The sequence below is a fragment of the Pseudomonas sp. Irchel 3F6 genome, assembly GCF_900187595.1.
Taxonomy (GTDB): domain Bacteria; phylum Pseudomonadota; class Gammaproteobacteria; order Pseudomonadales; family Pseudomonadaceae; genus Aquipseudomonas; species Aquipseudomonas siliginis.
The window spans coordinates 224,754-237,318 of the sequence record NZ_FYDP01000004.1; the positions used below are offsets into that span (position 1 = coordinate 224,754).

Consider the following 12,565-nt stretch of genomic DNA (forward strand, 5'->3'; position numbering starts at 1 on the left):
TGACGTCAGATTTTCATCGGCAGTGATCAGGCTGGCCCGCGGAAATCCCGTGGCAGGAGTTTCCGTGGGCAAAGTCGGAAAAAGTCAGGCGGTTTCCTGCTCTCTCAGAATCGTCAGTACGGTCTGCACGTTTTGCGCGGCATCGCGGCCGAGGCTGGTCAGATAACCGCCATCGGGCTGGTCGGTTAGTTCTTTTTCGAAGAGGCGTTTGGCGGCGGCTATGTGTTTCGGGGCAGCGGTCTGATGAATTTTCAGACCTTCCTGGGAACTGTCCAGGTTGAAGAGTGCAAGGACTTCCAGTTCGGCAACCAACTCAGGGGTAAGCGACATAAGGACTCCAGACTTTCTAGGAATTGGACGACAGCGCCTCTAAGGTGAACCCGCTGGTGCAGCATGTCCAGTGCTCGGATCAGGGGATTTTGTCTTGAGGCGAATTCCAGTGTAGTCCGCATAAAAAAGATCGCAGCCTTCGGCAGCTCCTACAGAAGATTGGTGCAGGAGCTGCCGAAGGCTGCGATCTTTTGATCTTAGAGCTTTTCCGGTGGCAGCTCTGGCAATGCGCGCAAGGCCGCTTCATACCATTCGGTGTTGAACGCGCGGTCTTCATCGAGCATCGCGTCAATCTCATAGGCAAGCACGTGAGCCATGAGGTTGAGGATCTCTTCGCGCTCCATACCGACCAGAGTCAGCTTGTTCAATGTCGCCTTGGCCGCTGGGGGGGTGTCGCTTTCGATCTGGTTCTCGATGGCTTCGATCAGCGTCGCTTCGGTGAATGCTTCTTCGTCGTCATCGTTGACGATATCTGTCGGCTCGCTCATGGCAGGCTCCTCAGGGAAAGGCGCCAGTTTACCCGCATTCAGCGGCGTGATGCTGCTGGCGGGAAACGTCGCGGCGATCTATAAACAGGCACTGCCCACCCCGCACGGCCTGGAGGCTCTGTGATGTTCAAGCTCTACGGATTTGCTGTCAGCAACTACTACAACATGGTCAAACTGGCGCTGCTGGAAAAAGGCCTGCCCTTCGAAGAGGTGACGTTCTACCCGGCGCAAACCCCGGAGTCACTGGCGATCAGCCCGCGCGGCAAGGTCCCGGTGCTGGGCGTCGACGCCGGTTATATCAACGAAACCGCGATCATTCTCGAATACCTCGAACAATCACAAAAGGGCACGCCGCTCCTGCCCAGCGATCCGTTCGAGCGCGCGCAGGTATTGGCGATTGCGAAGGAGATCGAGTTGTACATCGAGTTGCCGGGGCGTGCCTGCTATGGCGAGGCGTTTTTCGGTATGACGTTGCCGGAGGCGATCAAAGAGAAGACCCGGACGGAGCTGCTGCTGGGCTTCGCGGCACTCGGCCGCCACGGCCAGTTCGCCCCGTATGTGGCGGGTGACAGCCTGAGCATTGCCGATTTGTATTTCCTCTACAGCGTGCCGCTGGCCTGTGCGGTCGGGCAGAAGCTGTTCGGGATTGATCTGCTGGCCGAGATGCCGCAGGCGAAGGCGCTGCTGGAGCGGTTAGAGCAGAATCCGCATGTGCAGAAGATTGCCGCTGACAAGGATGCGGCGATGCCGGCGTTTTTGGCGATGATTGCTGCCAAAAAGTGAATTATATAGCGCTCTGAAGGACGCCTTCGCGAGCAGGCTCGCTCCCACATTGAGTCGGTGGTGAACACAATTTTGTGAACATCCAGAATCCCGGTGGGAGCGAGCCTGCTCGCGAAGCTCTTGGCTTTTAGCGGCTGGCGATTAGGGCCTGACCGCGCGCCACCGCAGCCTTGACCTGCGTCGGCGCAGTCCCGCCGATATGATCGCGGGCATTCACCGAGCCTTCCAGGGTCAGCACGGCAAACACGTCCTGCTCGATCTGATCGCTGAACTGACGCAGTTCTTCGAGGCTCATCTCGGCCAGATCCTTGCCGGTGTCGACGCCGTATTTCACCGCGTGGCCAACGATTTCATGGCAATCACGGAACGGCAGGCCACGGGGCACCAAGTAGTCCGCCAGGTCGGTCGCCGTGGAGAAACCGCGCAGTGCCGCTTCACGCATGATCGCGTGTTTCGGCTTGATCGCCGGGATCATGTCGGCAAACGCGCGCAGCGAATCGCGCAGGGTGTCGGCGGCGTCGAACAGCGGCTCCTTGTCTTCCTGATTGTCCTTGTTGTAGGCCAGCGGCTGGCCCTTCATCAGGGTCAGCAGGCCCATCAGCGCGCCGAAGACGCGGCCGGTCTTGCCGCGTACCAGTTCGGGCACGTCAGGGTTTTTCTTCTGCGGCATGATCGAGCTGCCAGTGCAGAAACGATCCGGCAGATCGATGAACTGGAACTGCGCGCTGGTCCACAGCACCAGCTCTTCGGAGAAGCGCGACAGGTGCATCATCGCGATGCTTGCGGCCGAGCAGAATTCGATGGCGAAGTCGCGATCGGAAACGTTGTCCAGCGAGTTGCCGCCGACGGCGTCGAAGCCGAGCAGTTGCGCGGTGTATTCGCGGTCGATCGGGTAGGTGGTGCCGGCCAGCGCGGCGCTGCCCAATGGCATGCGGTTGGTGCGCTTGCGGCAGTCGACCAGACGCTCGTAGTCGCGGCTGAGCATTTCGAACCAGGCCAGCATGTGGTGCCCGAAAGTTACCGGCTGCGCGGTCTGCAAGTGGGTGAAGCCCGGCATGATGCTTGCGGCCTCACGCTCGGCTTGCTCCAGCAGGCCCTTTTGCAAGCGGGTGATCTCGGCGAGGATCAGGTCGATTTCATCGCGCAGCCACAGACGGATGTCGGTGGCGACCTGGTCGTTGCGGCTGCGCCCGGTGTGGAGCTTTTTACCGGTGACGCCGATGCGGTCGGTCAGGCGTGCTTCGATGTTCATGTGCACGTCTTCGAGGTCGACGCGCCAGTCGAACTGGCCGGCCTCGATTTCGCCCTGAATGGTCTTCAGGCCATCGATGATGCTGTCGCGCTCGGCATCGGTCAGCACGCCGACCTTGGCCAGCATGGTGGCGTGGGCAATTGAGCCCATGATGTCGTGGCGATACAGGCGCTGGTCGAAAGTGACGGAGGCGGTGAAGCGGGCGACGAAGGCGTCGACGGGTTCACTGAAGCGGCCGCCCCAGGACTGATTGGTCTTGTCAGTGCTCATGAATTCGCTCGTATCGGCTTGAAGAAATGGCGTGAAACGCTGGCGCGGATAATAACAGGGTTGCCAATCCTGTCGCTGACACCGGTCGATACGTTTTTTCGCGGATGTGTCAGGCATGTCCGGCGCGGTCTGCAAGGAATTTACAAAAGGATATTTTTTGATTGAGCAATATCGTTCCGACGAACGTCTACAGTGGACATAAGGGTCGGTGCGAATGCGGATCATGCAAAGGTCCGGCCACTGGCTATAAGAAGAGGGGGCGGGTGAGTTGTACAACGGTCACCCACCGCGAGAAACGCAGGAAACACTGGGCTCTGAGCCGTTCGACCCGGACGCTGGCAAATATTGCTGGCCGACGTACGGCACTTTTTGGCGCTCGGGCTAGTCTTAGCGTGGATCGCGGTGACGGAGGTCACTACACCTGTCTACGCTATCCTTGTGCGAGACTCACGCAGGAATCCAGCGCAATATGAATGTCCTGATCGTTGATGACGAACCCCTGGCTCGCGAGCGCCTAAGCCGTATGGTGAGCGAGCTCGAGGGTTACACAGTCCTGGAGCCCAGTGCCACGAATGGCGAGGAGGCGTTAGCGCTGATCGACAGCCACAAGCCGGATATCGTGCTGCTCGATATCCGCATGCCGGGCCTCGATGGCCTGCAGGTTGCTGCCCGACTGTGCGAACGAGAGACGCCGCCGGCCGTGGTGTTTTGCACCAGTCCCGATGAATTTGCCGTGGAAGCCCTGCAGGCCAGCGCCGTGGGCTATGTGGTGAAACCTGTGCGAACCGAACACTTGAATGAAGCCCTGAAGCGGGCTGAACGTCCCAACCGGGCGCAACTCTCGGCCCTGACCCGTCCCGCTGCCGAAAGTGGCAACGGCCCACGCAGCCACATCAGCGCACGGACCCGTAAAGGCATCGAGCTGATTCCGCTGGATCAGGTGGTCTACTTCATCGCCGACCACAAATACGTGACCCTGCGTCATGAAGCCGGCGAGGTGCTGCTCGACGAACCCCTCAAAGCCCTCGAAGACGAATTCGGCGAACGCTTTGTGCGTATCCACCGCAACGCGCTGGTCGCTCGCGACCGCATCGAGCGCTTGCAACGCACACCACTGGGACATTTCCAGTTGTTCCTCAAAGGCCTCAATGGCGATGCGCTGATTGTCAGTCGGCGGCATGTTGCCGGTGTGCGCAAGATGATGCAGGGGCTGTGACCCGGTCTTCGCCGGGCCTTTCGAGTTCTTTTACCCGGCATGGCAGGCCAGGGAGGCCGCGCCGGTTCTGATTCAGGTCAAAGTGAAATTGACTGAGCTGTTATTATCCGCGGTATCTATTCAGTACGGATTGTTCCATGTCCCCTCGCGAAATCCGCATCGCCACCCGTAAAAGTGCGCTGGCCCTCTGGCAGGCCGAATACGTCAAAGCCCGTCTCGAGGCGGCCCACCCGGGCCTGCTGGTGACGCTGGTGCCCATGGTCAGTCGCGGTGACAAGCTGCTCGACTCGCCACTGTCGAAGATCGGCGGCAAGGGCCTGTTCGTCAAGGAACTGGAAACCGCGCTGCTGGAAAACGAAGCTGATATCGCCGTGCATTCGATGAAAGACGTGCCGATGGACTTCCCGCAAGGCCTGGGCCTGTTTTGCATCTGCGAGCGTGAAGACCCGCGCGATGCTTTCGTCTCCAACACCTACGCCAGTCTTGAAGCGCTGCCTGCCGGTGCCATCGTCGGCACCTCGAGCCTGCGTCGGCAGACGCAATTGCTGGCGCGTCGCCCGGATCTGCAGATCCGGTTCCTGCGTGGCAACGTCAACACCCGTCTGGCCAAGCTCGACGCCGGCGAGTACGACGCGATCATCCTCGCCGCTGCCGGCCTGATCCGCCTGGGTTTCGAAGATCGCATCACTTCGGCGATCAGTGTCGATGACAGCCTGCCGGCCGGTGGCCAGGGCGCGGTCGGCATCGAATGCCGCAGCGCCGACCACGAAATCCACGCCTTGCTCGCGCCTTTGCATCACGCCGATACCGCTTCGCGAGTGAATGCGGAACGCGCCCTCAACAAACATTTGAACGGCGGCTGCCAAGTGCCGATCGCCTGCTACGCCGTGCTTGAAGGCGAGCAGTTGTGGTTGCGCGGTCTGGTCGGTGAGCCGAGCGGCGGCAAGCTTCTCAGTGCCGAAGCCCGGGCGCCGCGTGCCGACGCGGAAACCTTGGGTGTGCAGGTCGCTGAAGACTTGCTCAAGCAAGGCGCTGACGACATTCTCAAAGCTGTCTACGGCGAGGCGGGTCACGAGTGACAGCCTGGCGCCTGCTGCTGACGCGCCCGGCAGACGACTGCGCGGCGCTGGCCGAACAGCTGGCCGGGCACGGGATTTTCAGCAGTTGTCTGCCGCTTTTGGACATTGTTCCGCTGCCGGTCTCTGACACTATTCGCCAAGCGATTTCGCGATTGCCCGCTTGCAGCGCAGTGATCGTGGTCAGCAAACCGGCGGCGCGGATCGCGGTGGACTTGCTCAAGTCTGAAGGCGCGCCGCCATTGAGCATGCCGTGGTTCAGCGTCGGCGCGGCGACCGCAGGCATTCTTCGCGAACACGGTCTCGATGTGAGCTTTCCGGTTGACGGCGATGACAGTGAAGCCTTGCTGCAATTGCCGCGTCTGCGCGAGGCGGTCAGCCAGCCCGGCGCGCAGGTGATGATCCTGCGCGGCGAGGGCGGTCGTGAACTGCTCGCCGAGCGCCTGCGCGCGCTTGGTGCTAGTGTCGAGTATCTGGAGTTGTATCGCCGTGAACTGCCAGCCTACCCGCTGAACGAGCTGCCACGGCGGATCGAAGCGGAACGCTTGAACGGGCTGGTGGTCAGCAGTGGACAGGGTTTCGAGCACCTGCGGCAGATGGCCGGTGATGCCTGGCCGAAGATCGCGCCGTTGCCGTTGTTTGTTCCAAGTCCGAGAGTCGCCGAGCTGGCACGTGCCGCCGGGGCTCAAACAGTTGTGGATTGCCGCGGCGCGAGTGCCGCGGCTTTGCTGACGGCGTTACGGGAATGTCCCGTGCCGTTTTCTAATGCAAAGGATGGATACGTGAGCGAAACAGCCTTGCCAAAAGATGACGTCCAGCCTGCGCTCGATGCCCAGGTTGAAACTCCACCACCGGCCAAAGAGCCGCGCCGAGGCAATGGACTGGCAATTGTCGCCCTGCTGCTCGGCGCCGCCGGTGTCGCCATTGGCGGCTGGGGTGTCTGGCAGGTGCGCCACCTGCAGAACAACACGCAGCAACAGTCGAGTCAGGTGCAGGCGCTGAACGATCAGGCGCAGAGTCTGAAGCTCAACGAACAGCGTCTGACCGAACGCCTGGCGCAGCTGCCCGGTGCTGACGAGCTCGCCGAGCGCCAGCGTCTGGTCACGCAATTGCAGGGCGATCAGCAGCGCCTCAATCAACGTCTGGAAACCGTCCTCGGCGCCAGCCGCAAGGACTGGCGTCTGGCCGAGGCCGAGCACTTGCTGCGTCTGGCCAGCCTGCGCCTTTCAGCGCTGCAGGACATCAGCAGCGCCCAGGCACTGGTGCAGGGCGCCGATGAAATTCTCCGTGAGCAGAACGATCCGGGTTCCTTCGCCGCGCGCGAGCAAGTGGCGAAAACCCTGGTCGCCTTGCGCAGCACCGAACAGCCGGATCGCACCGGGCTGTTCCTGCGTCTCGGCGCGCTGCGCGATCAGGTCATCGACCTCACCGAGCTGGCGCCGGAGTACAAGGATCGCGGCGAGTCGCTGCTGGGGCTGACCGCCGATGGCGATGGCGCCGGTCGCTGGGCGCAGTGGTGGGACAAGGTGTCGCGCTATATCCGCATCGATTTCAACGCTGACAAAAACGTCAAACCGCTGCTGGCCGGGCAAAGCCTGAGCCAGGTGCGCCTGGCCCTGAGCCTGGCGCTGGAGCAAGCGCAGTGGGCGGCGCTCAACGGTCAGGCGGCGGTGTACACCCAGGCGCTGGCCGAGGCACGCGATGTGCTCAAGGGCAATTTCAACCCGGACAATCCGCAAAGCAAAGTCATGCTCGAACAGGTCTCCGAGCTGAGCAAGGAGCCGGTCACCGTCAAGACGCCGGATCTGACCGGTACCTTGAGTGCGGTGCAGGGGTATCTGGAGCGGCGTAACGTCAATGCTGAAGAATCGGTGAAACCGTTCGCCAAGCCTGCCGCCAATGCTGCGCAGGAGGCGACCCCATGAAGCGCCTCTATGTAATCGTGTTTCTGGTCATCGCCGCGACGGCAGCGCTGGGCCTGGCGATTGCCGAGCATTCCGGTTACGTGCTGGTGGCGTACAAGAGCTTCCGTTACGAGTCGAGCCTGTGGGCGACACTGGCGGTGATCGCGGTGCTGTGGCTGCTGTTCTGGGGCATCAAGGTACTGGTCGAGCTGGTGATGACCTCCACCGGCGTGGTCAATCCGTGGTCGCGACGCAATCGCAGCCGCCGCGTGCAAGTGGCGATCGAGCACGGGCAGCTGGATCTGGCTGAAGGTCGCTGGGCCAGTGCGCAACGGCATCTGACCCGCGCGGCGGAAGCCGAGCGCCAACCATTGCTTTATTACCTCGGCGCCGCACGTGCGGCGAACGAGCAGGGCCAGTACGAAGAAAGTGATCGTTTGCTCGAACGCGCGCTGGAGCGTCAGCCGCAAGCCGAATTGGCAATTGCCCTCAGTCACGCCCAACTGCAAACCGACCGTGGCGACACCGACGGTGCGCTGGTGACCTTGCAGGCAATGCATGAACGGCATCCGCGCAGCGCGCAGACGTTGCGTCAATTGCAACGTCTGCATCAGCAGCGTGGCGAATGGTCGGCGGTGATTCGTTTGCTGCCTGAGTTGCGCAAGGACAAAGTGCTGCCGCCGGCAGAACTGGCCGAGCTCGAACGGCGCGCCTGGGGTGAGAACCTCTCGCTGGCAGCGCATCGTGAAGAAGACGGTACGGTGGGTCTGCAATCGCTCAAGCGGGCGTGGGAACAGCTGACTTCGGCGCAGCGTCAGGAAGCACCTTTGGTACTGGCCTATGCCGAGCAATTGCGCCAGCTGGGCGCTCAGGTCGAGGCCGAAGAGGTCCTGCGAGCAGCGCTCAAGCGCAAATACGACAGCCATCTGGCGCGGCTTTATGGTCTGGTTCGTGGCAGTGATCCTGCGCGTCAGTTGCAGACGGCCGAAGGCTGGCTCAAGGAGCACCCGGCCGATCCGAGCCTGCTGCTGACCCTTGGACGCCTGTGTCTGCAAACCAGCCTTTGGGGCAAGGCCCGTGACTATCTGGAAAGCAGTCTGCGCGTGCAGCGCAATCCGGAGACCTGTGCGGAGTTGGCCCGTCTGCTTGCACAGCTTGGCGATACCGAGCGCAGCAATCAGTTGTTCCAGGAAGGTCTGGGGCTGCTTGATGAACGCCTGCTGGCGGCGCCTCTGCCAGTCCCGGCGAAGGTATGAATGGCGAGGGAGGTTGCTCCCTCGTGAACTTCGATGACCGAAAATTCCCCTTCTTTGCGCTCTACAGACAAAGTCCTACAAAGCGCTTCACCGTTTCCTATCGAGCCTGTCGGGTTTTCCCTACACCTGTGGTGAACTGTCGCCAGGCCCTTGCCTTGAAAGGCTGACACGCTTTCCTCTACCGTAACCGTCTGTCTCTACTGTTACGGAAAAGCCATGTCGTTGGCCTGCTCACGCTCCTTGTTCTTCATGGCTTTCATTGCGGGGGCCTTTGCTCTGGGAGCTTCCTATTACCTCGAATACGCGGTCGGACTGACGCCTTGCAGTCTGTGCCTGGTGCAGCGGTTGTTCCTCACATTGCTGTGCATCGGCTGCGGCGTGGCGGCGGTGCATGGCCCCCGGCGCGTTGGCTTATGGTGGTACTGGCTGTTTGCGCTCGGCGCCAGTCTGGGGGGAACCACCGCTGCGTGGCGGCAGGTGTTGATTCAGAGTGACTCCATGCTGCAACTGGTCAAATGCTCGCCGACCGTGGAGTCACTGTTCAGCGACCTGCCGTGGATCTGCGCTTTGCAACGGATGTTCAACGGCGGCGCCGATTGTGCGGACATCTCCTGGACACTGTTCGATTTGAGCATCCCGGAATGGAGCCTGCTGTTTTTTGTCGGGGTGTCGATCCTTGCGGTTTATCAGTTGTTGCGTCTGATCTGGAGCGCTCTGCAACGACCGGTCAGCGACGAAGCGTCGCACCACCTGCTGGTCAGGGATTAAACACTTGTATGAACTTTATCTCCTGCGTACCTTGAAGCCATAGGCGTGCGGGCATAATCTGGCCGGCACGTGTCATTGGATTTATGTTGCTCGATGACGCTCTGCCCGATCGTCCACCAGTCAAATCAGAACAGGGGCGCGGGTGTAGAGCAGCATGACCCACAAGGGAAGAGAGATCGCCATGCTCGAAAGTTGTCAGAATGCTCAGGAACGTTGGGGTGGGGTTCATCTGCTGATCGACCGCTGGTTGCAGGAGCGTGAAGAGCTGATCGGCGCCTACGACAAGCTCGGTGCGCAGCCTGAGTCGCTGTCCGAGAGCCGCAAGCCTTTGCAGGAATTCTGCGGCGTGCTGGTCGATTACGTATCGGCGGGGCACTTCGAAATCTATGAACAGCTGACTGGCGAAGCCAAGGCGTTCAACGACAAGCGCGGTCTGGAACTCGCCGAGACCATATACCCGCGCATCGACGTCATTACCGAGAAGCTGCTCGCGTTCAACGACCTGTGCGATGAAGGCAAATGCGTTGCGGAGAAATTCAAGGAATTGGGCGGCTTGCTGCATGAGCGTTTCGAACTTGAAGACTGCCTGATCGAAGTGCTGCACACGGCACACAAGGAAGAATATTCGGTTCAGGCCTGATCCACGTCCTTCATGAAAAACGGTGCGCCCGCAAGCGCACCGTTTTTTTATGCCTGATCAGCTCGTCGCACCACGCAACTCCACTTCAAAAACCAGAGGCGTGAACGGCGCAATCAGGTCGCCGGCACCGTCGGCGCCATAGGCCTGATCCGATGGAATCACCAGCCGCCATTTCGCCCCCACCGGCATGTTCTGCAAGGCGGTGCGCCAACCGGCAATCACGCTGTCGAGGTTGAACCATTGCGGCTGGGTGTTCTGATCGAACACGGTGCCGTCCGGCAGCTTGCCGACATACAGCACCTGCACTTTGCCGTCCGGGCCGGCCTTGGTGCCAGTGCCCGGAACCAGTTCAGTCAGGAGGATGCCATCGGCCAGTTCCTTCACCCCCGGTTTGGCTTTTTCTGTGCTGAGAAAGCGTTGCTCGTTTTCCATCGCAGCATCGCTCGACTGCCGTGAAGCCTGCTCGGCATTTTGCGATTCATGGTCGGCCAGAATCTGTTCGATACGCGCTTCACTCAGCGCCAGTGGCTTGCCCTGATATGCCTGTTGCAGACCTTCGATCAGCGCCTGAATCTGCAATTGGGGCACCTCCTGGCGCAGCCGTTCGCCGAGGCTGGCACCGAGGCTGTAAGCCAGATCATGAGCATCGTTCGCCGTGGTTTTTTCATCGGCATACGCCGCCGAAAAAAACACGCAGAGGGACAAAATAAAGTAGCGCGACATGGGCACTCTCCGACCTGAGATGCGGGGGATTATGCCAGTGCAAACGTCTGCATCGGTGAACTGCTTTTTCCTCGGCGCAGAACATTTCGGCTGCGGTGCAACGCAACGGTGCAGATACTGTCAACATGCCCTAGCGGCGGTATCAGCAGAGGTCTAGTATGAGCCGCACTCACGTCAGCCAGGAGGTAAACCATGTCGGCCACCAAGAAGCCTGTAAATACTCCGTTGCACTTACTCCAACAATTGTCGGGCAGCCTGCTCGAGCATTTGGAAAACGCTTGCTCGCAAGCCTTGGCTGATGCTGAAAAACTGCTCGCCAAGCTGGAAAAACAGCGTGGCAAGGCGCAGGAAAAACTGCACAAATCGCGCACCAAGTTGCAGGACGCCGCCACTGCCGGCAAAGCCAAGGCTCAGAACAAAGCCAAGTCTTCCGTGAAAGAACTCGAAGACCTGCTGGACGCTTTGAAAGATCGTCAGTCCGAAACCCGCAGCTACATTCTGCAACTCAAGCGCGATGCTCAGGAAAGCCTGAAACTGGCCCAGGGTGTTGGCCGCGTTCAGGAAGCAGTGGGCAAAGTTCTGTCGTCGCGTTCGGCCAAACCGGCAGCAGCACCAGCGAAGAAAATCGCTGCTAAACCTGCTGCAAGCAAAGCCCCGGCGAAGACCGCTGCGGCGAAACCTGCTGTTGCGAAAACCGCCACCAAACCAGCGGCCAAGGCGCCAGTGAAAGCGGCTGCCAAACCAGCGGCGAAAACTGCAGCGAAGAAGCCGGCGGCGAGCGCGGCAAAACCGGCGGCTAAAACCACCGCAGCCAAACCTGCTGCAGCCAAGCCAGCAGTGAAAGCCACTCCTGCCAAAGCCGCTGCAAAACCGGCCGCGAGCAAAGCTGCACCGGCGAAAACCGCAGCCGCCAAACCTGCTGCCAAAGCAGCAGCGAAACCAGCAGCAAAACCTGCTGCCAAGACTGCCGCTGCGAAGCCTGCTGCCAGGACTGCGGCCAAGCCGGCCGGCGCCAAACCTGCTGCGAAAGTGACGGTAAAACCGGCTGCCAAACCAGCCGCAACATCGGCAGCAAAACCTGCGGCAAAAACCGCTGCGAAACCGGCCGCCAAGCCTGCTGCCAAGCCTGCGACCGCTGCTGCAAAACCGGCCGCCAAGCCAGCCGCAAAACCAGCGGTGAAAAAGCCTGCAGCTGCCAAGCCAGCCGCGACCAAACCGGCTACCGCTCCAGCGGCCAAGCCTGCCACTGCCGCTACCCCGGCTGCTCCAGCTGCGTCGGCATCGTCGTCCGCCGCCCACTCGACCCCTTCGACTGCGCCAGCACCAGCCGCTTCGTCGAACGTCAGCAGCACCCCGACCAGCGCTTCCTAAGTGCCGGTTGCCGCGACGCGCAGCACTTGCAGCGCGTCGCGGTTCAGGCTGGCGGCATTGCCGGCCAGGTCTTCAAGCCAGGTCACCGAACCTGCATCGTTGCGCGTCCACTCCTGCGCCACACCTTCAAGGCGTGAAAGCAAGGTGCGCTCAGCTTCAAGCTCCAGTGATTTGATCTGCTCGCGCATGCCGGCCACCACCGCATCGTCGACGGCCCGCGCTTTCCATTGCAGGCGCAGGGTTCGCAGCGGCTGCACCACTTCGATATCCCATGGCGCGGTCAAGGCCTTGAGCAAGCGTACGCGCGGCTGATCGCAGGCCACCGCGCGCTGCTCCAGCCACAAACCGCACAGCAGCAGGCAGACATTGGCGCCCGCCGTTTGCAATTGCAGGCAGGCATCTTCCACACCCGGGCGGGCGTAGACATCAAGGGCAAAGCTCCACAGGTCAGAGGACATCGTGCTACTCGCGCCAGTTGTGAGCGAAGC

Annotated in this window: 13 protein-coding genes and 2 pseudogenes; 10 read left to right on the top strand and 5 right to left on the bottom strand. The window is 61.0% G+C overall.

Features of this window, described 5'->3' with window-relative positions:
- Window positions 1–84: 84 nt before the first annotated feature.
- Window positions 85–330, bottom strand: coding sequence for a TIGR02647 family protein (locus CKW30_RS15535; protein ID WP_003229392.1), 246 nt, complete (start codon window positions 328–330; stop codon window positions 85–87).
- Window positions 331–527: 197 nt separating this feature from the next.
- The gene (locus CKW30_RS15540; RefSeq protein ID WP_095181258.1) at window positions 528–818 is read right to left on the bottom strand and encodes a hypothetical protein; all 291 of its coding nucleotides are present in this window, start codon (window positions 816–818) and stop codon (window positions 528–530) included.
- Window positions 819–941: 123 nt separating this feature from the next.
- Between CKW30_RS15540 and CKW30_RS15545 the strand changes: the two genes are divergently transcribed.
- Entirely contained in the window at window positions 942–1,601 is a 660-nt protein-coding gene (locus tag CKW30_RS15545) for a glutathione S-transferase (protein WP_056791651.1), read from the top strand.
- Between the two features lie 127 nt (window positions 1,602–1,728).
- Here the strand turns inward: CKW30_RS15545 and argH are convergent, their stop codons facing one another.
- Window positions 1,729–3,123 (bottom strand): argininosuccinate lyase, encoded by a 1,395-nt coding sequence (argH, locus tag CKW30_RS15550; protein ID WP_095181259.1) that lies wholly within the window; start codon window positions 3,121–3,123, stop codon window positions 1,729–1,731.
- Between the two features lie 317 nt (window positions 3,124–3,440).
- Between argH and CKW30_RS27585 the strand changes: the two are divergent.
- From CKW30_RS27585 to rsd, 8 genes and pseudogenes are all read left to right on the top strand, one after another.
- Window positions 3,441–3,596: pseudogene (locus CKW30_RS27585) on the top strand (sensor histidine kinase); the annotation flags it as partial.
- Window positions 3,593–4,339 (top strand): LytTR family DNA-binding domain-containing protein, encoded by a 747-nt coding sequence (locus CKW30_RS15560; protein ID WP_016772598.1) that lies wholly within the window; start codon window positions 3,593–3,595, stop codon window positions 4,337–4,339. The pseudogene CKW30_RS27585 and the gene CKW30_RS15560, both read left to right, overlap by 4 nt.
- A 137-nt stretch (window positions 4,340–4,476) precedes the next feature.
- Entirely contained in the window at window positions 4,477–5,418 is a 942-nt protein-coding gene (hemC, locus tag CKW30_RS15565; protein WP_095181260.1) for a hydroxymethylbilane synthase, read from the top strand.
- A pseudogene (locus CKW30_RS27590) lies at window positions 5,415–6,161 on the top strand (uroporphyrinogen-III synthase); the annotation flags it as partial. The gene hemC and the pseudogene CKW30_RS27590, both read left to right, overlap by 4 nt.
- A gap of 36 nt (window positions 6,162–6,197) precedes the next feature.
- Window positions 6,198–7,340, top strand: coding sequence for a uroporphyrinogen-III C-methyltransferase (locus CKW30_RS27595; protein WP_056791721.1), 1,143 nt, complete (start codon window positions 6,198–6,200; stop codon window positions 7,338–7,340).
- Complete coding sequence (locus CKW30_RS15575) at window positions 7,337–8,575, top strand: heme biosynthesis protein HemY (RefSeq protein ID WP_041476923.1); 1,239 nt, start codon at window positions 7,337–7,339, stop codon at window positions 8,573–8,575. Before CKW30_RS27595 ends, CKW30_RS15575 begins: the two co-directional genes overlap by 4 nt.
- Before the next feature lie 216 nt (window positions 8,576–8,791).
- Window positions 8,792–9,343, top strand: coding sequence for a disulfide bond formation protein B (locus CKW30_RS15580; RefSeq protein ID WP_016772601.1), 552 nt, complete (start codon window positions 8,792–8,794; stop codon window positions 9,341–9,343).
- 181 nt (window positions 9,344–9,524) lie between these two features.
- Entirely contained in the window at window positions 9,525–9,983 is a 459-nt protein-coding gene (gene rsd / locus CKW30_RS15585) for a sigma D regulator (protein WP_095181261.1), read from the top strand.
- 57 nt (window positions 9,984–10,040) lie between these two features.
- Here the strand turns inward: rsd and CKW30_RS15590 are convergent, their stop codons facing one another.
- On the bottom strand, window positions 10,041–10,706 hold the full coding sequence (locus CKW30_RS15590; protein ID WP_095181262.1) for an FKBP-type peptidyl-prolyl cis-trans isomerase: 666 nt from the start codon (window positions 10,704–10,706) through the stop codon (window positions 10,041–10,043).
- A 192-nt stretch (window positions 10,707–10,898) separates the two neighbouring features.
- Here CKW30_RS15590 and CKW30_RS15595 point away from each other — a divergent pair, with 192 nt between their 5' ends.
- Entirely contained in the window at window positions 10,899–12,077 is a 1,179-nt protein-coding gene (locus CKW30_RS15595; RefSeq protein ID WP_095181263.1) for an AlgP family protein, read from the top strand.
- Here CKW30_RS15595 and CKW30_RS15600 read toward each other — a convergent pair.
- Window positions 12,074–12,535 (bottom strand): TIGR02444 family protein, encoded by a 462-nt coding sequence (locus CKW30_RS15600; protein ID WP_095181264.1) that lies wholly within the window; start codon window positions 12,533–12,535, stop codon window positions 12,074–12,076. The two genes, CKW30_RS15595 and CKW30_RS15600, sit on opposite strands and share 4 nt — an antisense overlap.
- Window positions 12,536–12,565 lie beyond the last annotated feature (30 nt).

Bases quoted from the DNA above. Each gene is read 5' to 3' on its own strand.
- CKW30_RS15590 (WP_095181262.1), bottom strand. From the start codon at position 10,706: ATGTCGCGCTACTTTATTTTGTCCCTCTGCGTGTTTTTTTCGGCGGCG.
- CKW30_RS15600 (WP_095181264.1), bottom strand. From the start codon at position 12,535: ATGTCCTCTGACCTGTGGAGCTTTGCCCTTGATGTCTACGCCCGCCCG.
- CKW30_RS15545 (WP_056791651.1), top strand. From the start codon at position 942: ATGTTCAAGCTCTACGGATTTGCTGTCAGCAACTACTACAACATGGTC.
- rsd (WP_095181261.1), top strand. From the start codon at position 9,525: ATGCTCGAAAGTTGTCAGAATGCTCAGGAACGTTGGGGTGGGGTTCAT.
- CKW30_RS15575 (WP_041476923.1), top strand. From the start codon at position 7,337: ATGAAGCGCCTCTATGTAATCGTGTTTCTGGTCATCGCCGCGACGGCA.
- hemC (WP_095181260.1), top strand. From the start codon at position 4,477: ATGTCCCCTCGCGAAATCCGCATCGCCACCCGTAAAAGTGCGCTGGCC.
- CKW30_RS15535 (WP_003229392.1), bottom strand. From the start codon at position 330: ATGTCGCTTACCCCTGAGTTGGTTGCCGAACTGGAAGTCCTTGCACTC.
- CKW30_RS15560 (WP_016772598.1), top strand. From the start codon at position 3,593: ATGAATGTCCTGATCGTTGATGACGAACCCCTGGCTCGCGAGCGCCTA.
- CKW30_RS15595 (WP_095181263.1), top strand. From the start codon at position 10,899: ATGTCGGCCACCAAGAAGCCTGTAAATACTCCGTTGCACTTACTCCAA.
- CKW30_RS15580 (WP_016772601.1), top strand. From the start codon at position 8,792: ATGTCGTTGGCCTGCTCACGCTCCTTGTTCTTCATGGCTTTCATTGCG.
- CKW30_RS15540 (WP_095181258.1), bottom strand. From the start codon at position 818: ATGAGCGAGCCGACAGATATCGTCAACGATGACGACGAAGAAGCATTC.
- argH (WP_095181259.1), bottom strand. From the start codon at position 3,123: ATGAGCACTGACAAGACCAATCAGTCCTGGGGCGGCCGCTTCAGTGAA.